Source organism: Chloroflexia bacterium SDU3-3 (assembly GCA_009268125.1).
Lineage (GTDB): Bacteria > Chloroflexota > Chloroflexia > Chloroflexales > Roseiflexaceae > SDU3-3.
The window spans coordinates 493,701-517,337 of record WBOU01000002.1 but is presented as its reverse complement, the minus strand read 5'-3'; the positions used below and the strand labels follow the sequence as shown (position 1 = coordinate 517,337).

At 66.0% G+C, this 23,637-nt stretch carries 18 protein-coding genes; 13 read left to right on the top strand and 5 right to left on the bottom strand.

What is annotated here, in order from left to right; genetic code table 11:
* Positions 1 to 102 precede the first annotated feature (102 nt).
* Positions 103 to 819 (bottom strand): NUDIX hydrolase, encoded by a 717-nt coding sequence (locus F8S13_04900; protein ID KAB8145171.1) that lies wholly within the window; start codon positions 817 to 819, stop codon positions 103 to 105.
* Positions 820 to 1,428: 609 nt separating this feature from the next.
* On the opposite strand from F8S13_04900, the gene F8S13_04895 reads away from it, so the two are divergent.
* From F8S13_04895 to F8S13_04875, 5 genes are all read left to right on the top strand, one after another.
* Positions 1,429 to 2,529 carry a hypothetical protein gene (locus F8S13_04895; protein ID KAB8145170.1) on the top strand — a complete coding sequence of 367 codons (1,101 nt, stop codon included), beginning with the start codon at positions 1,429 to 1,431 and terminating at the stop codon, positions 2,527 to 2,529.
* Between the two features lie 3 nt (positions 2,530 to 2,532).
* The gene (locus tag F8S13_04890) at positions 2,533 to 3,315 is read left to right on the top strand and encodes a CpsD/CapB family tyrosine-protein kinase (GenBank protein ID KAB8145169.1); all 783 of its coding nucleotides are present in this window, start codon (positions 2,533 to 2,535) and stop codon (positions 3,313 to 3,315) included.
* A gap of 167 nt (positions 3,316 to 3,482) precedes the next feature.
* Complete coding sequence (locus tag F8S13_04885) at positions 3,483 to 5,024, top strand: O-antigen ligase family protein (protein ID KAB8145168.1); 1,542 nt, start codon at positions 3,483 to 3,485, stop codon at positions 5,022 to 5,024.
* A 45-nt stretch (positions 5,025 to 5,069) separates the two neighbouring features.
* Complete coding sequence (locus F8S13_04880) at positions 5,070 to 5,921, top strand: hypothetical protein (GenBank protein ID KAB8145167.1); 852 nt, start codon at positions 5,070 to 5,072, stop codon at positions 5,919 to 5,921.
* Positions 5,922 to 5,995: 74 nt separating this feature from the next.
* The gene (locus F8S13_04875) at positions 5,996 to 7,489 is read left to right on the top strand and encodes a flippase (GenBank protein ID KAB8145166.1); all 1,494 of its coding nucleotides are present in this window, start codon (positions 5,996 to 5,998) and stop codon (positions 7,487 to 7,489) included.
* A 74-nt stretch (positions 7,490 to 7,563) separates the two neighbouring features.
* On the opposite strand, the gene F8S13_04870 is transcribed toward F8S13_04875, so the two are convergent.
* From F8S13_04870 to F8S13_04855, 4 genes are all read right to left on the bottom strand, one after another.
* Entirely contained in the window at positions 7,564 to 10,923 is a 3,360-nt protein-coding gene (locus F8S13_04870) for a TIGR03663 family protein (GenBank protein ID KAB8145165.1), read from the bottom strand.
* A gap of 57 nt (positions 10,924 to 10,980) precedes the next feature.
* On the bottom strand, positions 10,981 to 13,434 hold the full coding sequence (locus F8S13_04865; GenBank protein ID KAB8145164.1) for a TIGR03663 family protein: 2,454 nt from the start codon (positions 13,432 to 13,434) through the stop codon (positions 10,981 to 10,983).
* Positions 13,435 to 13,602: 168 nt separating this feature from the next.
* Positions 13,603 to 14,301 carry a Crp/Fnr family transcriptional regulator gene (locus F8S13_04860; GenBank protein ID KAB8145163.1) on the bottom strand — a complete coding sequence of 233 codons (699 nt, stop codon included), beginning with the start codon at positions 14,299 to 14,301 and terminating at the stop codon, positions 13,603 to 13,605.
* Between the two features lie 154 nt (positions 14,302 to 14,455).
* Positions 14,456 to 15,241: a methyltransferase domain-containing protein gene (locus F8S13_04855; GenBank protein KAB8145162.1), complete on the bottom strand. Its 786-nt coding sequence runs from the start codon at positions 15,239 to 15,241 to the stop codon at positions 14,456 to 14,458.
* Between the two features lie 124 nt (positions 15,242 to 15,365).
* Here F8S13_04855 and F8S13_04850 point away from each other — a divergent pair, with 124 nt between their 5' ends.
* From F8S13_04850 to F8S13_04815, 8 genes are all read left to right on the top strand, one after another.
* Positions 15,366 to 16,244 carry a LysR family transcriptional regulator gene (locus F8S13_04850; protein KAB8145161.1) on the top strand — a complete coding sequence of 293 codons (879 nt, stop codon included), beginning with the start codon at positions 15,366 to 15,368 and terminating at the stop codon, positions 16,242 to 16,244.
* Between the two features lie 64 nt (positions 16,245 to 16,308).
* Positions 16,309 to 17,424: a patatin-like phospholipase family protein gene (locus tag F8S13_04845; GenBank protein ID KAB8145160.1), complete on the top strand. Its 1,116-nt coding sequence runs from the start codon at positions 16,309 to 16,311 to the stop codon at positions 17,422 to 17,424.
* 256 nt (positions 17,425 to 17,680) lie between these two features.
* Complete coding sequence (locus F8S13_04840) at positions 17,681 to 19,726, top strand: RiPP maturation radical SAM protein 1 (protein ID KAB8145159.1); 2,046 nt, start codon at positions 17,681 to 17,683, stop codon at positions 19,724 to 19,726.
* 85 nt (positions 19,727 to 19,811) lie between these two features.
* Positions 19,812 to 20,000 (top strand): hypothetical protein, encoded by a 189-nt coding sequence (locus F8S13_04835; protein KAB8145158.1) that lies wholly within the window; start codon positions 19,812 to 19,814, stop codon positions 19,998 to 20,000.
* 82 nt (positions 20,001 to 20,082) lie between these two features.
* Positions 20,083 to 20,286, top strand: coding sequence for a hypothetical protein (locus tag F8S13_04830; protein ID KAB8145157.1), 204 nt, complete (start codon positions 20,083 to 20,085; stop codon positions 20,284 to 20,286).
* Positions 20,287 to 20,315: 29 nt separating this feature from the next.
* On the top strand, positions 20,316 to 21,671 hold the full coding sequence (locus F8S13_04825; GenBank protein KAB8145156.1) for an insulinase family protein: 1,356 nt from the start codon (positions 20,316 to 20,318) through the stop codon (positions 21,669 to 21,671).
* Between the two features lie 21 nt (positions 21,672 to 21,692).
* On the top strand, positions 21,693 to 22,244 hold the full coding sequence (locus tag F8S13_04820; GenBank protein ID KAB8145155.1) for a hypothetical protein: 552 nt from the start codon (positions 21,693 to 21,695) through the stop codon (positions 22,242 to 22,244).
* A 22-nt stretch (positions 22,245 to 22,266) separates the two neighbouring features.
* Positions 22,267 to 23,499 (top strand): MFS transporter, encoded by a 1,233-nt coding sequence (locus F8S13_04815; protein KAB8145154.1) that lies wholly within the window; start codon positions 22,267 to 22,269, stop codon positions 23,497 to 23,499.
* Positions 23,500 to 23,637 lie beyond the last annotated feature (138 nt).

Here is a 23,637-nt window from a genome sequence, read left to right as displayed (position 1 = left end):
TTTGAGTAAAGGTCACAAATACCTTTACACTAAACACACAAAAACCTGTAGGCTAGTGACACGCATCCGAGCAACATCGCTCGCGTGTTGGAAAGGCTTCTCTTAGCTTTGCGGCCCCTTAAAGAGCTGGTCGGGCGAAAGGGTGCAGCGGTAGAGCTTGGGCGGGCGGTGCGCGCCGCCCTCCACCCGCGTGCCGGTGGGCACAATCGTGCCGCTGGCCTCCACCTTGCGGCGGAAGTTGGTCGGGTCGATCTCGGTGCCGAGGATGCCCTCGTACACCTCGCGCAGCTGGGTGAGCGTAAAGGTAGGCGGAAGCAGCTGGTAGGAGATGTAGGCGTAGCTGACCTTGTTACGCAGCCGCCAGAGCGCATACTGCACGATCTCGTCGTTGTCGAAGGCCAGCGGCGATGGCAGGCGATCCACGGCAAACCAGCGGGCCTCGCGGTCGGGCGCGGTGGCGATCTCGCTCTCGTCGTTGCGCACTAGGGCGTAGTAGGCCACCGCAATGCGGTGCTCGCGCGGGTCGCGGTCGGGCCGCCCGAAGGTGTAGAGCTGCTCAAGGTAGGTGGGCCGTAGCCCGGCCTTGGTGAGCAGGTGCCGCCGCGCCGCCTGCTCCAAGCCCTCGCCGCTGTGCACCCAGCCGCCCGGCAGCGCCCACGCGCCCTCGCACGGGGCGCAGGTGCGGCGCACCAGCAGCACCGACAGCTCGCTGCCGCGCTCGGCGGGCTGCAGGCTGAAGATCACCACACTCACTCCGACGGTGGGCCATTGCCCATCGCGTAGCGGCGGGGTCGCAGGTTTGTCGAGCGTGATCGTCATTTCACTAGTAATAGTTATAATAACCTTTACTTTCAGTGAGGGTAGTATACCACACTTTGTCTATTTTGTTAAGACCACAATAAGCTATACCATGGCCTCAATCGGTACCACTTTTTGGCACGTAGCACCTGCCGCACCAGCAACGCCAGCGGCACGCACACCGCCCCAATTGCTTAGCTCGCCGCGCCGAGATACCAAGCGCAGATAAAATCTTGGTTAGCATTTGCTGGCAGATCACTACTCTCAGGGCACAGCAGTGCGCAACAACCTCACCCAGCGCAGTACGAAGGTGAGTAGAATGTTATCGCGGTGGTTGCAGCAGTATGGCAAAATGTGTCATCATGGTGGGCACAGCATCGGCGCGGGCACACTGCCGGTCTCCATGCCAAGATGAACGAATAGACAGCTCGGGGCGCAGAATGTTCATGCTGAACATGGCCAATGCCGCTACAATAAGCACTGCACACAGGCCCAACAGCGCTGTTCTGATTCGGCGCGCCCTGGCGCTGCCCGCCAGCGAGCCATAGAGCCGCGTGGCCGACACCTGCCCAACATCGCCACTATCTGTTCCTACCTTGGGAATGCCAACAACCGGAGGATGGTGCCCATATGATACGACTTGCGCTGCTGCGATTGATCGAATCGCTGTTTCGCTATTTCTGGCTCTACATGCTGCCGATCGTGATCGCGGCGGCGGCGAGCGGCTTCTTCGCGCTGAGGGAGAAGCCCTCGTACACATCCGCCGGGTCGATCTATGTCCAAGGCTCCTCGCTGGTCTCCTCGCTCACCGATCTGCCGGGCAACGGCACCGCAGCCTGGGTCACACCATCCTCGGTGTTTGTCAGCGAGATCTCGGCGCTGATGAAGACCGAGGCCTTCATGCGCCGCGTGGCCGCTGGCACCTCGCTTGAGGCCAAGATGAACAAGAGCCAGGAAGACCTGAACAAGGCCATGGCCGACCTCAGCAAAAACCTGGCGGTCGCCTCGGTGAACGACAACCTGGTGGGCTTCAGCGCCACCGCCGAGGATGCCGACACCGCCTACCTGCTGGCCCAGCACCTGCCAGAGAGCTACGTGGTCTGGAAGCTGAACAGCAACAAGCAGGACAGCCAGGCCGCCGAGGAGTTCTTCCAGAAGCAGCTCGACCCGCTGAAGCAGGAGCTAGAGACCGCGCGCCAGGCCCAGCTCGAGTACCTGCTGGCCCACCCCGCCCCCGAGCGCGGCGAGCGCCCCGGCGACGAGCTGGTGAAGGTCGACCAGCTCCAGTCGGCGGTGAAGCAGGCCGAGGATCGCGTGCAGGATGTGCAGTCGAAGGTCGAGAGCGCCCAGCTGGCCAAGGACCAGGCCGAGCGCAACCTGCGCCAGATGTACCTGATCATCGACGCGCCGCTGAGGGCCGACGAGCCGACCAACGGCCTGCGCAAACGCCTGATGGAGAACATCATCTTCGTGATCGCAGGCTTCCTGCTCAGCATCATCGCAATCGTGGGCGTGGCCGTGCTCGACCCGAGCCTGCGCTTCCCGATCGACGTAAACAACCGCCTGAGCCTGCCCGTGCTGGCCATGCCGCCGCGCAGCCGGGTGCGCAAAGAGCTGCTGGCCGCAGCTATGCCCGCCGCCAGCCCTGGCGAGCCAGCCGCCGAGCCGCCAGCAGCCGAGCCAGCAGCGCAGCCCATGCCCGGCGCACTGGCCCAGAGCACCCAGGAGTAGCCCATGCCCAAGCTAGGAAAGCGCAGCAAGCCCATACCCGCCGCCAGCCTGCCCACCGTGCTGCTCTCGGCGGCGGGCGTGCCGCTCACCGTGTTCTCCGCCGAGGTGATCGCCAGCTACCGCCGCATGATCACCGGCATGCTCTACCGCGAGCACATCCCCGCGCGCATCGCCATGGTCAGCGCCATCCGTGGCGAGGGCGTGACCTACAGCGCCCTCGCGCTGGCCACCACCATGGCATCCGACCTAGCCCAGAGCGTATGCGTGGTCGAGCTGAACTGGGCCAGCCCGGGCCTGCAGCGCCAGCTGGGCGAGGCCACCCGCCCGCCCAAAAAGCGTTTCGGCAAGCCCGCCCCGCCGCCCGATGTCGATCTGCCCACCAGCCTAGGCGTCAGCGGCGTGCTGGCCGGGCAGGCCACCCTGGATGAGGCGCTGATCGCCACCAGCCTGACCAACCTGCTGTTGCTGCCAGCGGGCGAGATGCCGCCGCACCAGTGGGCCATGGCATCGCGTAGCCAGGGGCTAGATCAGCTGCTGGCCGAGCTGGCCGGGCGCTTCGACCACATCATCATCGACGCGCCCGCGCTGATGGCCAACAGCGACGGCATCGCAATCGCGTCGCGGGCCGACGCCGCGTGCGTGGTGGTGCGCCAGGGCATCACGCCGGTGAGCTTCGTGCGGCGCGCGCTTGATGAGGTGAAGCACATCCAGATGCTGGGCGTGGTGCTCAACCAGACCAAGGTGAGCATGCCGCGCTGGATCTACAACCGTATCCCGCAGGACTGACGCCATGAAAGTTGTGCTGACCTTCACTGTCGCGTGCATCGCGCTGGGCATCTTCTGGAAGCCCAAGTCGAACTACACCTACCTGCTGCCGGTTATCGGCATGACCATCCTGTTCGCCATCGGCATCTACTTCATGGACCCATCGTAGCCGCCAGGCGAGGAGCCGGATGAACCAGCCGATCACCACCGATCCCAAATACCTCTCGATTGAGGCCCAGATCAAGCGCGGGTGGATCCGCAACGGCCTGTGGGCGCTGTTCGTGCTGGCGGCGGCGCTGTTCCAGTCGTACGCCATGGGGCGGCTGATGGCACCCGTGTCGCTGATCGCGTGGCTGTGCTTCTTCACCTGCGTGGGCCTGATCATCTACGAGCCGCGCAACGGTGTGTTCTGCCTGCTCACCTTCAGCTTCCTAGGCGACGCGCTGCTGATGCCGTGGTACCCCTTCCGCAAGAACCTCTCCAGCGCCGAGTCGCTGCTGTACTTCAGCGACTCATTCAGCTTCTCGCCCTTCGAGCTGTGCCTAGCGCTGACGCTGGCGGTATGGTTCCTGCGCATGGCCTTCCAGCGCAAGTGGCGGTTCCGCTTCGGGCCGGTGTTCTGGCCGCTGGCGCTGTTCAGCGGGTGCGTCATGTTCTCGCTGCTCTACGGCATCGCGCGCGGGGGCGACCGCGTGATCGCGCTGTGGGAGGCGCGGTCGCTGCTCTACATCCTGCCCGCGTACTGGCTGACGGTGAACCTGATCGAGCGGCGCAGCCACGTGCAGACCATGCTGTGGCTGATCATCCTGCCCAACATCGTCAACGGAGTCGTCGGCTCGGTCTACACCGCCACCGAGCTAAAGTTCCAGCTGGCGGGCGTCGAGGCGATCGGCGAGCACGCGCTCTCTATCCATTTCAACGCCTTCTTCATCATCTTCTTCGCGTCGATGCTGTTCCGCACCTCGGTCGCCAAGCGCACGGTGATGTGGATCGGCTTCCCGGTGGTGCTGCTGGCCTACGCCGCAAACAACCGCCGCGCCTCGTTCATCACCATGGGCATCGCCGTGGTGATCATCTTCTTGCTGCTGCTGCGGCTGAACAAGCAGAAGTTCTGGCTGATCGTGCCGCCACTGGCCGCATGTGGCATGCTGTACGTGGCCATCTTCTGGAACAGCTCGGGGGCGCTGGGCGCGCCGGCCAAGGCGGTGCGCTCGGTGTTCGGCCAGGCCGACCCGCGCGACGCGGCCTCGAACATTTACCGCGTCTACGAGAATATCAACAACCTCTACACCATCCACAAAAACGTGCTTTTTGGCGTCGGGTTCGGCAATAAGTTCATGCAGATCGTGCCCACGCCCGACATCAGCTTCTTCGAGTGGTGGGAGTACATCGTCCACAACTCGATCCTGTGGATCTGGATGGACATGGGTGCGCTTGGATTCCTCTCGATGGCAGCGACCTTCGGCACGGCCTTTGTGATCGGCGGGCGGCGACTATGGGAGACCGCAAACGACGAGGTGGGCATAGCCACCGTGCTGGCGCTCTCGTATCTGGTGGTATTCTTCGTCTACGCCTACGTCGATATGGCGTGGGAGGTCAGCAACATGGGCGTGATCGGCATTATGATGGGGCTGGTGTGCATCTTCGATGTGGTCGCACGCGAGCGCCCCGCCGTCGCGCCCATCCGCTGGCCCTGGCAGCAGCCAGCCGCGCCCCAGCCAAGCAGCTAGCGCCGGGCACGCGCTCCAGGGCCACATCTTGTAGAAGGATCGCTTGTGTCTGGTAACAACTGGAGCCATACGAGATCGGCCCGCACGCGCTGGCGCTGCGCGCTGCTGCTGGCGGCCATCGGCGCGCTGGCGGCCTGCGGCAGCCCCGACAGCGCCGCCACCACCACCGCGCTGGCGCGCCCCACCCCCACCATGTCGCCGCTCTTCGCCGACCCTGTCACCGAGGTGCCCACGCCAGTGACGCCCACCGCCATCCGCACGCCCGCGCCCACCCGCGACCGCGCCGCCACCCCCCAGGCCGCAGCTTCGGCCCAGGCCGACGCCACCCCCGACATAGCTTACGAGTACCAGTCGGTCTACACCGACAAGCTGGCCGCAGGCTGGAGCACAGCCCAGAGCCAGAATATGAAGCTGAGCCTCGCAAGCCGCACCGAGGTCTACACCGGCACCGCCGCCATCCTGGCCCAGCCCCAGGCTGGCTATGGGCGGCTGTTCTTCACACGGCAGAAGGGCGCGGCCCCGCTGCTGCGCAGCGATGTGTTGGGCGTGAGCTTCTGGGTGAACGGCGGCGATAACGAGGTGAAGCTGGATGACCTGCTGATCGCGGTGGAGGGCAGCAACGACTACAGCTACTGGCTGAAGACCGATAGTTCGGTCGAGCGCCAGCCCGACGCCAACCCCAAAGACCCGCTGTTCCCCGAGACGCGGCTCTACTTTTTGGGCTACAACCGCGCCTTCCCGGCCAACCGCTGGACCGAGGTGGTGCTGTGGCTCGACGACCTGATCTACGACCCTCAGTACACCTATGTGACCGGCGTGGCGATCATCAACGACGAGAAGCGGCTCACGCCGTTCTCGATCGACCATGTGCGGCTGATGGTGCGTCCCGCGCAGTAGGACCACCAGCGGCGCAGAAGCGCATCATCCCTATCGCATCTCCCGCTATCCGCTTCTAGAGAGAGTACGACAGCATGAACTCATCGGGTAAGACCATCGTGAAGAACGTGAGCGTGATGCTCGTGGCCCAGAGCATCACCTGGGCGCTGGGCTTTGTGCTCTCGATCTACCTGCCGCGCTATGTTGGCGCGACCGACATGGGCAAGTACGCCCTGGCAGGCTCGATCTGGACGATTATGGGCATAGTGATGAGCACCGGCGTCACCACCTACCTCACCAAGGCGATCGCGCGCAACCCTGAGCGCGCCGCCGACCTGCTGGGCACGGCGCTGCTGCAGCGCTATGCGTTCTTCGCTATATCGTGCGTGGTGGTCTACCTCTACACCTTGGTGGTGCCCTACTCCGATGATACTATTCTGCTGGTGTGGGTGCTGGCGCTCTCGCAGCCGTTCCAGCAGACGGTGGTGGTGTTCAACGCGGTGTTCCAGGGCTACGAGGCCATGCACCGCATCTCGATCATCGAGATCGTAAATAAGGTGATCACCGTCGCACTCAGCTTTCTGTGTATTTTCATGAAGGCCAACATTATCGTGATCGCGGCCATCCCCGCTGTGGTCTACGCGGTGGCCACCATCATCGAGCTGTGGTTCCTGCGCAGCTACACCCGGTTCCGGCTGCACTGGGATGCCCAGATCGCCAAGTCGCTGCTAAAAGATGGCCTGCCCTACTTTATGTCGGGCCTGGCGCTCACATTCTACTTCGAGGTGGACAAGCAGATCATGGGCATGCTGGCCGAGGAGAAGGTGGTGGGCTGGTACACCGTGGCCATCGGCCTCACCGGCACGCTGATCTTCCTGCCCAACATCCTGACCACGGCGGTGTTCCCCGCGCTCTCGCGCACGGTGGCCGAGTCGATGGAGGCCGCATCCAGGCTGCTGCGCAAGAGCTTCAACATCCTGCTGCTGGTGGGCATCCCGGTGGGCTTCGGCACATCGGTGATCGCCAACCAGGTGGTGCTGCTGATCTACGGCCCCTCGTTCGCGCAGAGCGGGCCGATCCTGCACATCATGGGCTTCGTGCTGATCATCACGTGGCTGGCCACGCTGCTTGGCCAGTTCGTGGTGGCCGCCGACCGCACCAACATGTGGACGCTGCTGGTCTTCATCAGCACCGCGCTCACCGTCCCGCTCGACCTAGTGCTGATGCCCTGGGCCGAGCTGCGCTACCAGAACGCGGCTATCGGCGGCGCGCTCAGCTTCGCCGTGACCGAGCTGGCCATGACATGTATCGGCATCCTCATCCTGCCACGCGGCACCTTCACCTGGGAAAATGTGTCGGTGGCGGCCCGCACGGCCGTGGCCGGGGCGGTGATGGCGCTGGCCTGCTGGCTGGTGAGCGACCAGTTTGTGCTGGTGCCCATCGTGGTGGGCGGCGTGGTGTATGTGCCCATGGTGCTGCTGCTGCGCATCCTGCCCAAGGAGGATCTGGCGCTGCTGCTGCGCGGCTTCCAGAAGGTGCTGGCCCGCTTCCGCCCCCGCCCGACCGACGCGGTGGGCAGCGGGGGCTAGGCAGCCCCGCGATACAGCAAGGCGGGCTGGCACCAGTGGTGCCAGCCCGCCTTGTGTGTGCGCTGCCCTGGGCGCTACTGCCCGGCGGGCGAGGGGGCCACCGCAGGCACGCGGAAGCGCAGCACGCGCCCGTTGCCACGGTCGGTGGCGTAGACATTGCCGCTGGCATCGGTGGCGATGCCGGTGGGCAGGTTCATCGAGGCCAGATCGTTGCCCGAGCCGCCCCAGCTGAGCAGCGGCTCGCCGTTGGCGGTGTAGGCGCGGATGAGGTTCTCGCCCGGCACCGTCACATACACGCGGCCATCGGGCGACACCGCGATGAACGGGTCGTCGTACGAGTTGGCCTGCCAGCCGGGGACCGACCACACCGAGCTGGGCGTGGGGCTGACCTGGTCGATGCCGGTCGAGAACACCTGCACGCGGCCATTCCAGACATCGGCCACATAGACATTGCCAAACGAGTCCACCGCGATGCCGATCGGCTCGGTGAACTGGCCGTCCTGGCTGCCCTCGTAGCCCCACTGGTAGCGGTAGTTGCCCTCGGTGTCCGTCACCACCACGCGGCGGTTGCCCGTATCGGTGATGTAGACATTGCCCTTGCTATCCACCGCCACGCCGCGCGGCCCGAAGAAGCCCAGCTGGTTGGCCTGGTTGCCCGCCTCGCTGCGGTCGGTGGTGGTGGCGGTGCGCCCATTGCCGAAGTCCTCTTTGCCCTCGCCCCACGACTTGAGGAAGGTGCCATTGGCGTCGAACTTGGCGATGCGGGCGTTCCAGGTGTCGGCCACGTAAATATTGCCCTGCAGATCGACCGCGATGCCGCGCGGCTCGTTGAACTGGCCGGGGCCAGCGCCCAGGCTGCCGAAGGTGCGCAGCACCGCGCCCTCGGGGCTGTAGACCGTCACGCGGTTGCTGGCGGTGTCGACCACGTAGATATTGCCCTTGCTGTCCACCGCCGCGCTGCGCGGCTCGGTCAGCTGGCCCTCCTGGCCGCCCAGCGAGCCGACCGCCTGCTCGGCCATCAGCCGCAGCGTCGAGGATGCGCCAGCGCTGCCAGCGGGGGCCGAGGTGCTGGCGGCGGGGGCCAGATCCTTGCGCACCCACACCTGCATCTCGCGCCCGCTGATCTGCAGCGGCTCGGGCAGGTCGCGCCACATCACAAAGCGCCACAGGTCGGGCCAGTGCGACTGGTCGAAGACCCACGCGATCGGGGCCAGCGGCGGCTGGTACTTGGCGGTCGCAAAATCGATCGAGGCGCAGTCCTTGTCGGCCTTGGCCTGTTCCACCGACCACGAGCTGTAGAAGAACTGCTTGTAGCCGGGCGTCTCGGGGTTGCAGCCACTCAGGTCGCCCTCGGGGAACCACCAGTTGAGCTTCGAGTCGTAGCGCTTGACGTAGTTGGCCTCAAGCGCCTTGGCGGCCTGCGGCGTGATATGCTGCGAGTAGGCCATCACCACTGGCGCGGGCTTGGTCGAGCCGTCGGGCATGGTCACATCGAAGCTATTGGCCGTGGCGTCGCGGAAGAAGTCGGCGCTGCGGTTCTCCAGCCGCTGGTAGTCGCGCAGGTACCACTGGAACGGCCACGAGAGGCTGCCATCACCGCTGCTGTCGCCGTTGTCGATGATCACCGGCATCGAGAGGCCGCCCGCATCATCCTTATCGGTGCGACTGTTGCGCGTCTGGCTGATCGCCAGCGTGTTCAGGTCGTTAACGATCAGCGGCACATCGGGCGACGACTGGGTGTAGATCAGCAGCTCGCGCGGGGTGTCGGGGTGATCGTAGACCACCATCCAGCTGGCGCGGATGCTGTAGAGCGCCAGCAGGGTGCAAACCGTGAGCACGGCCAGCCCGCCCGTGGCCCGCCAGCCGATACGCTGGGCCAGGGTGAGGATGATGAAGATCAGCACACCGCTAACCACCAGCGGCACCAGCCCGGCGATCAGGCTAGAGCCAGCGGTCATGCCCACGCTGCCCTTATCGGTGAGCCGCCAGAACATCACGCCGATGGTGATGAGCAGTAGCACGAGGCTGGATGGGATGACCACGCGGCCTATGGTGGGGATATCGCGCCAGGGCATGCGCCCCAGCAGTTTGCCCAAGCCCCAGGCGAACAGCAGGTTGCCCGGCAGCGCGATGTGGGTCACCAGCCAGGGCATCTTCTCGCCCGCCCACGAGTAGGCCACCAGCGAGCCGAAGAACCAGAACACCAGAAACAGCGGGAACAGCCGCTTGACGAGACCCTGATCTGGATCGGCATCGAAGGATTTGCTCTCGGCGGCAACTTCCTCGCTAGGCGCGCGCCGCGCCAGCAGGGCGATGCTGGCCGAGATCGAGCCGAAGAAGCCCAGCGGCTCGTAGAGCGGCATCAGCATCAGGTAGTAGTACCAGGGCTGCTTGCCGCGCGCGTACTCCTGCTGCGAGCCAAGCCAGTACGAGATGCCCGCCACAAAGCCATCGATCAAGCCCTTGGGGTAGGTGAAGTAGGTGGTGAACAGCACAGCGTACAGCCCAAAGAACAGGCCCAGCGCCACCCACACCGCCACGCGCCGCTCGGCCCACAGCTCGCGGAAGCGCCGCACAAACAGCGGTCGGCGGTCGGCCACGCGCAGCGCCAGCAGGCTCACCAGGCTGACGCAGCCCACCAGCAGGCCCAGGCCCGAGACCATCTTGGGCAGCAACAGCCGCGTGCCCACCAGCTCGATCAGCACCGCAGCGCCCACCAGCACACCCAGGCCGATGATCACCGGCCTGCGCGGCAGCAGCTCGACCAGCAGCTGCACCAGCAGGTAGAAGCCGAACAGGAACACCAGGATGTACCACAGCTCGTGGGTGGCCACCGCCAGCACCGCGCCCGCGCTCAGCAGGTACAGCCAGCGGGCCTTGCCCTCCTGCAGGAAGCGGAACATGCCCACCACGATCCAAAGCGTCCACAGCAGCATCAGGCCGTCGTGGCGGGCGAACCGTGTGTAGTAGAGGATGGACGGCGCGAAGGCCAGCAGCGCGGCGGCGCTAAAGGCCCCGCGCCTGCCGATCAAGGGCCGCAGCATCCAGCACGAGGCCACCAGCACCACGCCCGCCACCGCCTGCGGCATGCGGGCCTGGGCCTCGCCGATGCCAAAGAGGAAGTAGGAGATCAGAGTCAGGGTGTAGAGCGCCGGGCCATGGTAGACCGGGTCGTAGCAGTAGGTGAACGAGCTACCGCCGTTGGCGCAGGTGAACCCGCCCGAACCCGTGAAGAACTTCCAGCTCATCCACGCGTGGATGGACTCGTCGTGGTGCATGGCCATGTGGCCCAGGCCCCAGATGTGCGCCACGATGCTGAGGATCACCAGGGCGGCGTAGGCCACAAGCTCGGTGTTGACCCGCGTAAACTCGATCACACGATCGATCGCGGGGGGCGCGGCATAGTCGCGGCTGTCGCTAGGTAGTGCTGACATAGTTGTGTGGGGGCCGCAGCACAGCGCGCCGCGCGGGCCAGCGCGCCGCGCTACGGCCTACTGCTTCGCTCCTGTTCCAAGGCCGATCTCTTGCGCAAGATCTGGGCGCACGGCGATCACAAAATCGGTGGAGCCGAGAATCCCCGGCGGGTTGCGGTAGATCAGAAACTGCCAGAGCTGCGAGGTGGTGGTGTTGTCGAACTGGAAGCGCATCAGCCGCATCAGCAGCGGCGATCCCTCGTTCACCTGGGCGGTGCGCCACTCGCTGGGCAGCCGGTACTGATCCTCGGGGAACCACCAGCGCAGCGGCAGCCGCTGGATGACAAAGCCGTTCAGCTTGTCGCGGTTCTGCGGGTTGGTGTCCAGGTTCTCCTGCAGCATCAGCACGGCCTGCACCTCTGGCCCAGGCGCGGCGGCCAGCGCGGGCGACTGCTGGGCCTTAGTGGTGAAGCGGCGGGTGTACCAGCCCCAGATCGTCTCGTTGTCGTACCAGATCGGCATGCCCATGCCGCCGGTGCGCCGCACCGAGGCCTGCTCCAGCCGGGACATCACCCGCGCCACGTCGGGCGAGGTCTGCACGAAGATCATCATCTCGCGCGGCGTGTCGCCCCACAGGTAGTTCAGCTGGTACGAGCTGCGCAGCGTGTAGCTGCCCAGCACCAGCACCATGCCCAGCGCCAGCGCGCCCAGGGCCTCGCGGAAGCCGCGCATCAGCCCGTAGAGCACGGTGGCCATAACGCCCAGCAGCAGTGCCAGCAGCGGGAACACCGCGATCGGCAGCGCGAAAGTGGTAGCGCTGTTGCTGGTGGCCGCGCCCATAATGATCACGGTGAAGATCGCCAGTGCGGCGACCACCGCCAGGTAGATCAGCAGCGCGCTGCGGCGCTGGGCGCGGTGGGCGCGCATGTCGGCCACCGCATCGCTGGCCACCGCGAAGCTCCACGTCACCGTCTTTACCAGCGCCCAGGCCGCCAGCAGCGCCATGGGCATCACCACGTGCATCGTCAGCCAGGGCATCTTCTCGCCCGCCCACGAGTAGATGAACCAGGTGGCCAGCGACCACCAGACCAGCATCGCTGGCAACGCCACCGACCAGTCGATGCCGCGCGCCACACCCTGCGCCGTGGCGGCTGCGCGGCGGCGCAGCACCATCAGCGCGCCGCCCACCAGCACCATCACGGTGCCGATCAGGCCCCAGCTGATCGCCAGCGGCTCGTAGACGCTGAGCAGCATGGTGTAGTAGTAGCCCGGCTGCCCGCCGCGCTGCACGTCGTGCTGGGCCATCCAGTACAGCACCGAGCCGAACATACCGCTCAGGATGCCCACCGGGTTGGTGAGGAACGCGGTGAAGAACAGCGCGTAGATCGCGAAGAAGATGCCCAGCGCCACCCACAGCCGCCGGTCGCGGCCCAGGCTGGTGAAGACCTCGACGATCGGGTTCTGTAGCTCCTTGGCCCGCTGCCACGGCGTCAGCCCGCTGGCATCTTTCAGCAGCCAGATCGGCGCAAACGCCGCGCCTAGGCCCAGCACTAGCACCGCCAGCGCCAGCAGGATGGCCGGGTGGCCGAAGAACTGGCCCAGCTTCACGAAGTAGGCCGGGAAGCTATTGTCGGGCTGGTTGCGCACGCACACGCCATAGTCGTTGTCGGCGGTGGGCAGCGGCGGCAGGCCCAGCACCGGGCCCGGCGTGAAGCGCATGGGGTTGTCGGGCGGGAAGAGGTTGCTAGGCGAGGGGCAGACATAGCTGCCGCTGGTGCGCAGCACCTTGTCGCCCGAGCGCTCGGGCGCGCCCGGCAGCACGAAGATCAGCGCGGCGAAGATCACGCCCGTCACCCCGGCGATCAGCAGGCTCGGCTTCCACGCGTACCACAGGAAGAGCGCGATCAGCAGCGGGAAGACGATCGCCACATACAGGAAGAACGACTCCATCGTCACCGACATCAGGCCCAGCGCCACCGCCAGCAGGTAGAGCCAGCGCTTCTGCTGGGTGCTCACATACCGCACGATGCCGATGAAGCCCAGCAGCTCGAAGGTGACGGCGAAGGTGTCGTGGCGGATGAAGCGCCCCACATACAGGATGGCGGGCGAGACCGTGAGGTAGAGCGCGGCGGCCAGCGCCGTGCCCCGCCCCAGCTCGCGGCGGATGAGGTAGGGCAGCCCCACCAGCAAGGTGCCAAACAGCGCGACACTGACGCGGGCGGTGGTGTTGTTGTCGCCAAACAGCATGTAGATAAAGGCGTTGGCGAAGTAGAGGAATGGCCCGTGCAGCAGCGGATCGTGGACATAGCCCTCGCCCTGGTAGAGCTTCCACGAGAAGAAGGCGTGGTGCGTCTCGTCGTGGTGGTAGGCCCGTACCCCAAGCCCCCAGAAGTGGGTGAGCAGGGCCACGAGGATGAGGGCGATGTAGAGGCACTGCTCTAGGGTGAGGCTCAGCCGAAATCGCTGCTGCGCAGTGTGTCGGTCCCGTGGGTCTGCCTCGGTTGAGCGCGGTGGAAACTCGGCAACTGACATGGTTGTTTGTTGTACTGGCGCTTTCCAGCGCCGTGGCGGCGCTGGGGCTGGCGGATCTTCTACAGAAGCGTGCGGTCTGCCGCGCCATTGTACACTATCTTGCCCATGTGTGGTGCATCCGCACCCGCATGTTTGCGGCGCGGCGCAAAAAGCCGCCGACTGCAGCTACTATGTGGCATCGGCCAGAGCGCGCAGGCGCGGCACCTCCAGCAGGTAGATCATGTCGCCAGCGATCCGGATCAGCCCGGCCTCGCGGAACTCGCCCACGGCCTTGGTCACGGTCTCGCGGTACGAGCCGAGCATCTCGGCCAGCTGCTGGTGGGTGTAGCGGATGACCGCAGGCGGTGCCGACTGGTCGATCCCATTGCCGCAGTCGGCCAGATCGAGCAGGATGGCCGCCAGGCGCTGGGGCACGCTCTTGAAGGCGATGTCGGCCAGCTTGCGCTCCAGCGAGCGCAGCCGCCGTGCGATGATGTCCATCATGCGCATGGCCACCTCGGGGTGCTGCGCCATGATCTGACGCACCTCGTCGCTGGGGATAGCCCCCACGCTGCACTCGGTCAGCGCCTCGGCGAAGCAGTCGTGGGCGCGGTCGCCCAGCAGCGCGGCCTCGGCGAACACCGAGTGGGCGCTCAGCACAAACAGGGTGAGCGAGCGGCCCTCGGGCGAGAGCTTGTAGAGCCGCACGCGTCCCGATTTCACAAACAGCAGGTGCTCGGTGTACTCCTCGGGCGAGAAGAAGATGTAGCCCGCCGGGTAGCTGCCATACGAGGTCTGGCGCTCAAGCGCCGCCCGCGCCCCGCTGTCTAGGTCGCCAAACAGGTCGTCGGTTGGCTCGCAGGCGCTGGTATCGATCGTATCGCTCATATGGCTTCCCCCGCAGGTGCGCAGATCCGGGCCTGTATTATGCGCTAGTTCACAGGGTTGTGCAAGGCAAGCGCAGCCCTTCACCAGCAAGGCGGCACAAGAACGTTTTACCACGAAGATAGGCCGCTGGCACGAGGAGTGCGCTAGATTTGATCTATCGCACCGGCTTGCGGGCCTTGATGATCACGAAGCCCGTCGAGAGGCTACGCACGCGGCCCCCCTCGGCCACAATCTGGAAGGCCGCCACGCAGGCCTCGGGCGCAGCCAGCAGCCAGCGCTCCAGGGCGGCCTGCTCGGCGGCGGGCATAGCCATGCGCTCGGCCCAGGGCGCAAAGTCGTAGGCCTTCACGAGCACATCGCTCACGTGCTCCACATCCAGCCCCGCCGCTGCGATCAGCGCGCGCCACTCGCTCACCGGCAGGCAGCGCACGTGGCTGGGGTCGCGCCAGGCCTCCACGCGGTTGATGAAGGCGGCCAGCTCCGCATCCTCGGGCGCGACATTGTCATCCAGCAGGAAGATGCCGCCGGGGCGCAGCACGCGGGCCGCCTCGGCTACGAAGCGCGCCGGGGCGGGGAAGTGGTGCGGCGCGATCCGCACCGTCACCACGTCGAAGCTGGCATCGGCGAAAGGCAGCGCCTCGGCGTCGGCCAGCTCGAAACGCACGTTCTGCGCGCCCTGGCCGCGCACAAAGCGCTCGGCGGCGGCCAGCATGTCGGGCGTCAGGTCGCTGGCCACCACCTCGCTGGCGTGGGGAGCGAAGGCCAGGGCGGTGTGCCCGCCGCCGGTGGCCACATCCAGCACCCGCTCGTGGCCGCGCAGCCCGGCCAGCGCCACCAGCTGGGCCAGGTCGTCGCCCTTGGCGTGGCCCGCGCTGGCCACATAGCGCTCGGCGGCGGCCCCGAACTGGGCCTGCACCCGCTGCTTCACGTCTGGCTCCATGGCATCCTCCTGTAGGAGTGTGAAAAGAAATCTCCTAGCAGCATAGCCTCATCACTACCATTTTTCCAATGTATCTATGGTATACCTATGATAGGAATTTTCTATACACTGCCGAGGCACGCCTATGGATCTGCACAAACTCCACATCTTCGCCACCGTCGCCCGGCTCGGCAGCTTCACGCGCGCATCCGAGGCGCTGCATATGACCCAGCCCACCGTCTCGCAGCAGATCGCCGTGCTGGAGGCCCAGGTGGGCGCGCAGCTGATCGAGCGCCAGACCCGGCGGCTGCGGCTCACCAGCGCGGGCGAGGCCCTGCTGCCCTACGCCGAGCAGATGCTGGCCCTCAGCGAGACCGCCGCCGAGGCCACCCGCGCCGCCGCAGGCGTGGCCGACCGCACGCTACGGATCGGCGTGGGCCACACCCTGGCCACCTATATGCTGCCCATGCTGCTGCGGCGCTACCGCGAGCTGCACCCCCAGCACCACGTGCGGATCAGCGTGGGCAACACCAGCGAGCTGCTGGATCTGGTGGCCGCCGACACGGTGGATCTGGTGCTGGTCGGCTCGCCCGCCATCCACCCCAAGGTCGAGGTCACGCCGTTCCGCCACGACAAGCTAGTGGTGATCGTGTCGCCCGAGGACGACTGGGCCGAGCGCGAGGAGGTGACGCGCGAGGAGATCCGGGGCCGCATGCTGTTCACGCGCGAGCCGGGGTCGGCGCTACACGCCACCGTGGAGCGGCTGCTGGGCACCGCCGTGCTAGAGAGCGAGGCCTGCATCCAGCTGGCCGAGACCGAGGCGATCAAGCGCTGCGTCGAGGCCGGGCTGGGCGTGGCGCTCATCCAGGGCATCGCGATCGGGCGCGAGGTGGCGGCGGGCATGCTGTGCGCGCTGGCCCTGATCGACGGCGACGACCGCCGCACCTACGCCTACGGCCTGCGGCGCGGTCGCGCGCCCAGCGCCGCCACCCAGGCCCTGATCGAGCTGCTGGGCAGGCACTAGAAAAATCGGGGTCGCCGCCTCGTTCTATACCACAGCAGATGACAAGCTGACAAGGAGCGAGGCGATGGCAACCCCCAAAAAAGCGCTCGTGCTCTCCGGCGGCGGGGCACGCGGAGCCTACCACATCGGCGTGCTTGAGGCCCTGGTCGAGCACGGCTGGATCGAGGATGGCAGAGGCCCCGATATCATCGCCGGCACATCGATCGGCGCGATCAACGCGGCGGCGCTGGCATCCGGCCTGACAGTGGCCCAGCTGAAGCAGCACTGGCTGGCCATGCACACCGAGGACGTGCACCAGCTTTCTGCCGACCTGCCGCCGGTGGTCAAGCCGCTGCTGCGCTTCCTGCTGCGCAGCGTGCTCACATCCGAGGCCCACGGCGGCCCGCTGTCGGTGATCACATCCGAGGAGCGCCAGGCCAGCCTGCACAACCTGTTCTCAAACCTAGGCACGCTGTTCGCCCAGCGCCCCTTCCTCAGCCTGCTCGACACCGCGCCCTGGCGCAGGACGCTGGCGGGCTGGATGGACTTTGGCCGGATCAACAGCCCGCAGTCGCCCGCGCTGCTGCTGGCCGCCACCGAACTGCAGACCGGCGCGCTTGAGCTGTTCTGCAACCGCGAGCTGAACGGCGCGCCCGCCACCACCATCGGCATCGAGCACCTGATGGCCTCGTCATCCATCCCGATCGTCTACCCGTGGACGCAGATCGGCGCGGGGCGCTACTGGGATGGCGCGGTGCTGGCCAACACCCCGCTGGAGCCGGTGATCGACCTGGCGGGCGACGATGAGGTAGACATCCTGGTGGTGATGATGACGCCCTGGAATGCCGACCCCAGTGTGGCCAAGGCCAGCTTCCACCAGACCCCGCAGGATCTCATCCAGGCGCTCACCCTGGCGCTCGACTGGACGCTGCTGGCATCGTACCGCGTGGCCTTCGAGGCGCTGGAGCGCCGCAACCGCGAGGCCGAGCTGATCGAGCGGCTGCGGCTGGCCGCCGTACGGCTGGGCGACGCCTCGCTGGTGCCCGCCGAGTACCCGCGCCGCATCCGCCCGCCGCTGGTGGTGGCCCCCAAAGACCTGATGCCTATGGAGTGGATCATCGACTACGAGGACAGCCAGCACCACCAGCTGTTCGCCATGGGCCGCGCCGACGCCGAGCGCGCCCTGGCCGCCGCGCAGTAGCGCCCCGCCCTGCCGCCGCGCGGGCCAGCCCAGGCCGGGCTGGCCCGCGCTTTTGCGCCCGCGGTGATACGAAGGTATCAGGCAACATGAACCCTTCGCATCTTCCCAGCCTAACCCCATTTTATTATCATCTTCCCATACCACATCGCCCAAGCAATAGCCGATCCCAACACGCAACATGATCCGAGCTGAGGGGCCATGGAGCCAGCTTCCGCCAAGCTTTGCCATGGAACCCGCTGGATAGAAGAGGTGATTCATGCCGCCAGATGCGAGAACCACACTTGCTGGCCTTGCTGCGCAGGGATCCGAGCAGACCGATGTGCTGCTGATCTCCATGCCATTTGGGCCGCTGAACCAGCCATCGATCGGCCTGGGGCTGCTCAAAGCGTCGCTCGCGCCGCTGGGGGTCTCGTGCAAGGTGCTGTATATGACTCTGGCCTTCGCCGAGCATATCGGGCCGGAGATCTACACCGAGATCTCAAACGGCAGGCCGCTCACCCACGATCTGGTCGGCGAGTGGATCTTCTCCGGCGCGCTGTTCCCCGACATCGAGCACGACGTCGAGGGCTACCTCGACAACGTGGTGCGGCGCGAGACCAGCCAGGGCGAGGCCATACGGCTCGCATCCGAGGAGTACATCGCCCAGGTGCTGGCGGTGCGCGCCCAGGCCGCCGAGTTTCTGGATGCCTGCGTGGACACCGTGCTAAGCTACCGGCCCAAGATGGTGGGCTTCACCAGCATCTTCCAGCAACAAGTGGCCTCGCTGGCACTGGCGCGGCGGCTGAAGCAGCGCGCGCCTGAGATCTTCACTGTGATGGGCGGGGCCAACTGCGAGGGCATCATGGGGGCCGAGGTGGTGCGGCAGTTCCCGTTCATGGACGCCACCGTCTCGGGCGAGGGCGACATCATCTTCCCGCAGCTGGTCGAGCGCGTGCTGGCCCGCCGCTCGCTGGCCGACCTGCAGGGCGTGAATACCCGCGCCAGCGCCGACCTGGCGATCATGACCGGGCGGGCCAGCAACGCGCCCTCGGTGCGCGACATGGATGCGCTGCCCTACCCCGATTACGACGACTTCTTCGCCCAGAAGACCGATGCCAACATCGACACGCGCTTCCCCATCCGCATCCTCTACGAGACCTCGCGCGGCTGCTGGTGGGGCGAGAAGAACCACTGCACCTTCTGCGGCCTGAACGGCTCGACCATGACCTACCGCAGCAAGACGGCGGACCGCGCGATGGCCGAGCTGGTGCACTTGGCCAGCGGCCACCCCGACAGCCCGATCTCGGTGGTGGATAACATCCTGGACATGAAGTACTTCAAAGACTTCATCCCCAGCCTGATCGCCAAAGAGATGAACCTCGACCTGTTCTACGAGGTCAAGGCCAACCTGCGCAAAGAGCAGGTGCAGATGATGCGCCAGGCCGGGATCACCGGCATCCAGCCCGGCATCGAGAGCCTGAGCGACTCGGTGCTGAAGCTGATGCGCAAGGGCGTGAAGGCCGTGCAGAACATCCAGCTGCTGAAGTGGTGCAAGGAGCTGGGGGTGCGCTCGTACTGGAATGTGCTGTGGGGCTTCCCTGGCGAGTCGCCCGAGGACTACGCCGAGGTCGCCCGGCTGCTGCCCTACCTCACCCACTTCGACCCGCCGATGGCCTCGGCCACCATCCGGCTCGACCGCTTCAGCCCTAACTTCGACCAATCCGCCGAGGCCGGATTCGCCAATGTGCAGCCCTACCCGGCCTACAGCTATGTATACCGCGTGCCGCCCGAGGCAGTGGCCAACCTGGCCTACTACTTCACCTTCGGCTACCACCAGCCACAGGATGTGGCCAGCTACACCGCGCCGGTGGCCCGCGAGATCACGGCCTGGAAGAAGCACCACGACGAGAGCGGCCTGTTCTTTGTCGATAAGGGTAGCTACCTGCTGATCTGGGATCTGCGCGCCAACCTGCCGCACCGCCTGATCACGCTCACCGGTGTGCAGCGGGCGCTCTACCTAGCCTGCGACCAGGCCAGCACCACCCGCGCGCTGGAGCAGATCTACCTTGAGCATAGCGGCGAGCCAGCCGCGCCCGGCCAGATCGACGAGCTGCTGCAGCCGCTGTGCGACCAGCACGTGATGCTGCGCGGCGGCGGTGGGCTGTACCTGGGCCTAGCGGTGCCACTGGGCAGCTACACGCCCAGCAAAGCCGTACTTGAAAATCTCCAGGCGCTGATCACCCAGATCGGCACCGCATCCAGCGGGGCCACCACCATCCGGCTCGGCGCACCAGCGCCCAGCCCCGAGATGGTAGAGGCCTAGCATTCCCAACGGCGTTCACTAGCGGACGCGCTAGCCTGACATAGTGTTGCGGCTGGTTTCAAACGAGAGCATAAGGAGCACACCAATGGCAGACGAGACCTTTCACGAAGACCAGAAACTTCAGCTGAGCGCCGACCAGTTCACCCTCAACGAGAAGGGCGAGCTGGTGATCAAGAACGATGAGATCGTCCAGGCCATCAAGAACGCGCCAGAGGTAGCCCAGTCCCCCGAGGCGGGCACCATCACGGTCGGCGTGAGCGTCTCGGTTTCCTAGTGCTCTTGGGGCCAGGGCCGCACAGCCCTGGCCCCGCTCACAGCGCCGTGAGGCACACCCGCCAAAGGAAAGGACTGAACCCATGGCCACGCAGAAAAAGGGCCGCAAGCGTGGGGCGGCGAACGCGCAAGCTGCCAGCCTGCTGCCCGACCAGTTCACGGTGAACGAGCAGGGCGAGCTGATCATCCAGCAGGACGAGCTGGCGCAGCAGATCGCCAACGCCCCCACCCCATCCGACGACCCGCCAGAGCAGGGCGGGATCTCGGTATCGCTTCAGGTGGAGTAAGGCCCTAGCCGCTGGCTGGGGCCGTTGCCGTGTTGGCGATGCGCCCGAGGCCGCCCCGCCAGGGCGCTGACGCGCATCGCCGCACGCCCAAGCGCCGCCCGGAACCCCGCGACACATGCATAGGATCGGCGATGGCAAAAGAGACAATCATCCAGACCGTGCTGAGCAATGGGCTGCAGGTGCGCCTGAAGCCCCACCACCACCAGCGCACGATCAACCTGGGCCTCTACATCGGCCACGGCTCGCAGCACGAGGACTACGAAAGCAACGGGATCGCCCACTACATCGAGCATGTGATCTTCAACCCCAACCACATGCCCGCGCACGTGCGCTCGCTGCTGAACGACCTGATGGACGCGGGCGTGAGCTACGAGGCCTACACCAGCAAAGAGTACACCCGATTCGTGGTGAACTGCCGCCCCGATCTGCTTGAGCGCGCGCTGCACCTGCTGAGCATCATCGCCAGCAGCAAGCAGACCTCGGTAGATGTGATCGAGCACGAGCGCTCGATCATCCTCCACGAGCACTCCATGGCCTTCTCATCCAGCAATGTGCTAAAAGAGCTGCTCGACAACGCCATGTGGGGCGATCACTCGGTGGGGCTGTTTGTGATCGGGCGCAAGGAGAACATCAGCCGCTTCGACCGCGACGCCATCGAGCAGCGGCTGCAGCAGAACTACGTGGCCGACCGCATGACCCTGGTGGCGCTTGGCCCGATCGACTTCGCCAGCTTCTCCGACATAGTCGAGCGCTACTTTGGCGCGTGGGAGACCCAGCCGAGCCGCACGCTCGACCTGCCCATCCAGACCGAGCCGCGTGTGATCGCCCTGCCCACCAGCAGCCAGCGCATCGACCTGCTGTTCGCCTACCCTGGGGCCTCGTTCCTCTCGCACGACCGCCACGCCATGGATCTGCTGGCCGACGCGCTGGGCGGCGGCCTGAAGTCGCGCCTGTTCCTTGAGCTGCGCGAGCGCCAGCAGCTGGCCTACCTGGTGCACGCCTACACCGTCACCTACGGCGTGGGCGGCTACATCGCCTTCAAGGTCAACTGCGAGCAGAAGGACATGGAGCGCGTCTACCAGACGATCGGCGAGGAGCTAGAGAAGATCAAGCAGGATGGCGTGAGCGAGAGCGAGCTGGGCCGCGTGAAGGCGGCGCGCACCACCGCGCTGTTCGGCGTGCTAGAAAATAGCAGCCAGCACCTGCAGATCATGGGCCGCCGCGCCATCCTGGGCGACAACTTCTTTGTGGATGTGGAGACCCGCAGCATCGATGCGGTGAGCCGCGAGGACATCGCCCGCGCCGCCCGCGAGATCTTCGTGCCCGAGAACGTGGCGATCGTTGGCCTTGGCCCCAAGCAGGAAAGCCTGCTACAGCTGATCTAGCCCAGGGAAAGGAGCACCGCTATGGATCAGGCCGATCTCTCCGCCGCGATGCATGTGCGCTTGGCCGATAACGAGGCGATCGATGTGCTGAGCGAGGGCGGATTCGCCGTGATGAACGCGCTGATGGACAACCCATCCACCACCCGCCAGCTGGCGGTACGGCTGGGGCTGAACCGCGCGCGCATCCAGTTCATCATCGACCGCTTTCTGGAATGCGGCGATGTCTACCTCTACCGCGAGACCAACGAGGGCGGGCGGCGCGAGCAGTACTACGCCCTGACTGACACCAAGACCGTCTTTATGGTGCGCGACCGCAACGCATCGCAGAGCCGCATGGCCGTGGTCGAGCTGATCAGCCAGACCCTGCGCACCAACGTGGCCCAGCTGGATGAGCAGCAGGCCCAGGCCACCGTGATGGCGCTGAAGATGACGCACTGCAAGCTGCGCCCCGCCCGCGCCGCCGAGTTCCTGCGGCGGCTGGAGGAGCTGGCCCAGGCCTTCAGCGACGCCGAGGAGGAGGATTCTGAGGAAAGCTTCGGCATGGCGCTGGCGCTCTATCCGGTGGCCAAGTAATCTGTAGCGATAGGGGAGAACCATGACAACACCAGCGCCGACCCGCCTGTGGAACCGCGACTTTCTGCTGCTGTGGCTGGGGCTCATCCAGTCCTACCTCGGCGACGCCTTCTACACCGTGGGGCTCACATGGCTGCTGCTGAACACCACCGGCTCGCCCACGGTGGTGGCCACGGCGCTGGGCATCCAGGCGCTACCCAAGCTGCTGGGGCCGCTGGCCGGGGTGGTGGTGGACCGCACCAACAAGAAGGCGCTGATGATCGGATGCGACCTGGCGCGCGGCGTGCTGCTGGGGGCCATGTTTCTGCTCGAATCGATGGGCATGCTGGCGATCTGGCAGATCTACATCTTCATCATCCTCATGTCGCTGCTCTCGATCTTCTACATGCCGTCGCTGCGGGTCATCCTGCCCAAGGTGGTGCCCGACACCGCGCTGCCCAGCGCCAACTCGGCGCTGCAGTTCGGCCTGCAGGCCGCGCTGATTGGCGGCGGCAGCCTGGCCGGGGCGCTGCTGGCCTTCACCGATGTGGCGGCGGGCCTGCTGATCGACGCCGGGTCGTTCTTCGTGTGTGCGCTGATGCTGTGCTTCGTGCGCTTCCCCGCCGACATGACCAAGAGCAGCGCGCTCAGCCCGCGCCAGGTGTGGGGCGATATCGGCGAGGGGTTCCGCTACATCGCCACCAAGCACACCATCCTAGCGCTAGCGGGCCTGGCGTTCTGCCTCAACCTGGTGCTCAGCCCGGTGAATATCATCTTTCCGATCTTCGCCGAGCAGCTGGGCAGCGGTGTGCAGGGCTTCGGCATCCTCACCTCGGCGCTGGCGGCGGGTCTGCTGGTGGGCAGCCTGCTGGCAGGCCTGATCGGCGACCGCCTGACGCCGCTGCAGGCCTTCGCGCTGGGGCTATCGGGCATGGCGCTGGCGCTGCTGGGCCTGGGCTATGCCCAGGTGTTCGCGCTGGCGCTGGGGCTGGCCGTGCTGCTGGGCAGCATGGCCCCGATCATCCAGGTGCCGCTGGTCTCGCTGCTGCAGCGCAGCGTGCCGCAAGAGTATCAGGGCCGGGTCTTCGCCACCATCGACACGATGATGACGATCTCCATCCCGCTGGCGTCGCTGCTGGCGGGCCAGTCGCTCAGCCTATTCCCGCTGTCGTGGGTGTTCTGGGGCGGGGCCGCAGGCGTGGCCGCCCTGGTGCTGGTGTGCCTGCTGGCCATGCGCCGTCAGGCGCTGCCCGAGGCCCAGCCCTCGCCCAGCTAGCGACAGCCCTCCAACGGCGTTCACTAGCGGACGCGCTAGCCTAACATAGTGTTGCGGCTAGTCTGTAGTGCTTCGAAAGGAGCAAGCCGATGAGGGATGTGGAAGAGCAGAACGTGTCGTTCGACGCGGATATGTTCA

Bases quoted from the DNA above. Each gene is read 5' to 3' on its own strand.
- F8S13_04900 (KAB8145171.1), bottom strand. From the start codon at position 819: ATGACGATCACGCTCGACAAACCTGCGACCCCGCCGCTACGCGATGGG.
- F8S13_04895 (KAB8145170.1), top strand. From the start codon at position 1,429: ATGATACGACTTGCGCTGCTGCGATTGATCGAATCGCTGTTTCGCTAT.
- F8S13_04890 (KAB8145169.1), top strand. From the start codon at position 2,533: ATGCCCAAGCTAGGAAAGCGCAGCAAGCCCATACCCGCCGCCAGCCTG.
- F8S13_04885 (KAB8145168.1), top strand. From the start codon at position 3,483: ATGAACCAGCCGATCACCACCGATCCCAAATACCTCTCGATTGAGGCC.
- F8S13_04875 (KAB8145166.1), top strand. From the start codon at position 5,996: ATGAACTCATCGGGTAAGACCATCGTGAAGAACGTGAGCGTGATGCTC.
- F8S13_04870 (KAB8145165.1), bottom strand. From the start codon at position 10,923: ATGTCAGCACTACCTAGCGACAGCCGCGACTATGCCGCGCCCCCCGCG.
- F8S13_04865 (KAB8145164.1), bottom strand. From the start codon at position 13,434: ATGTCAGTTGCCGAGTTTCCACCGCGCTCAACCGAGGCAGACCCACGG.
- F8S13_04860 (KAB8145163.1), bottom strand. From the start codon at position 14,301: ATGAGCGATACGATCGATACCAGCGCCTGCGAGCCAACCGACGACCTG.
- F8S13_04855 (KAB8145162.1), bottom strand. From the start codon at position 15,241: ATGGAGCCAGACGTGAAGCAGCGGGTGCAGGCCCAGTTCGGGGCCGCC.
- F8S13_04850 (KAB8145161.1), top strand. From the start codon at position 15,366: ATGGATCTGCACAAACTCCACATCTTCGCCACCGTCGCCCGGCTCGGC.
- F8S13_04845 (KAB8145160.1), top strand. From the start codon at position 16,309: ATGGCAACCCCCAAAAAAGCGCTCGTGCTCTCCGGCGGCGGGGCACGC.
- F8S13_04840 (KAB8145159.1), top strand. From the start codon at position 17,681: ATGCCGCCAGATGCGAGAACCACACTTGCTGGCCTTGCTGCGCAGGGA.
- F8S13_04835 (KAB8145158.1), top strand. From the start codon at position 19,812: ATGGCAGACGAGACCTTTCACGAAGACCAGAAACTTCAGCTGAGCGCC.
- F8S13_04830 (KAB8145157.1), top strand. From the start codon at position 20,083: ATGGCCACGCAGAAAAAGGGCCGCAAGCGTGGGGCGGCGAACGCGCAA.
- F8S13_04820 (KAB8145155.1), top strand. From the start codon at position 21,693: ATGGATCAGGCCGATCTCTCCGCCGCGATGCATGTGCGCTTGGCCGAT.
- F8S13_04815 (KAB8145154.1), top strand. From the start codon at position 22,267: ATGACAACACCAGCGCCGACCCGCCTGTGGAACCGCGACTTTCTGCTG.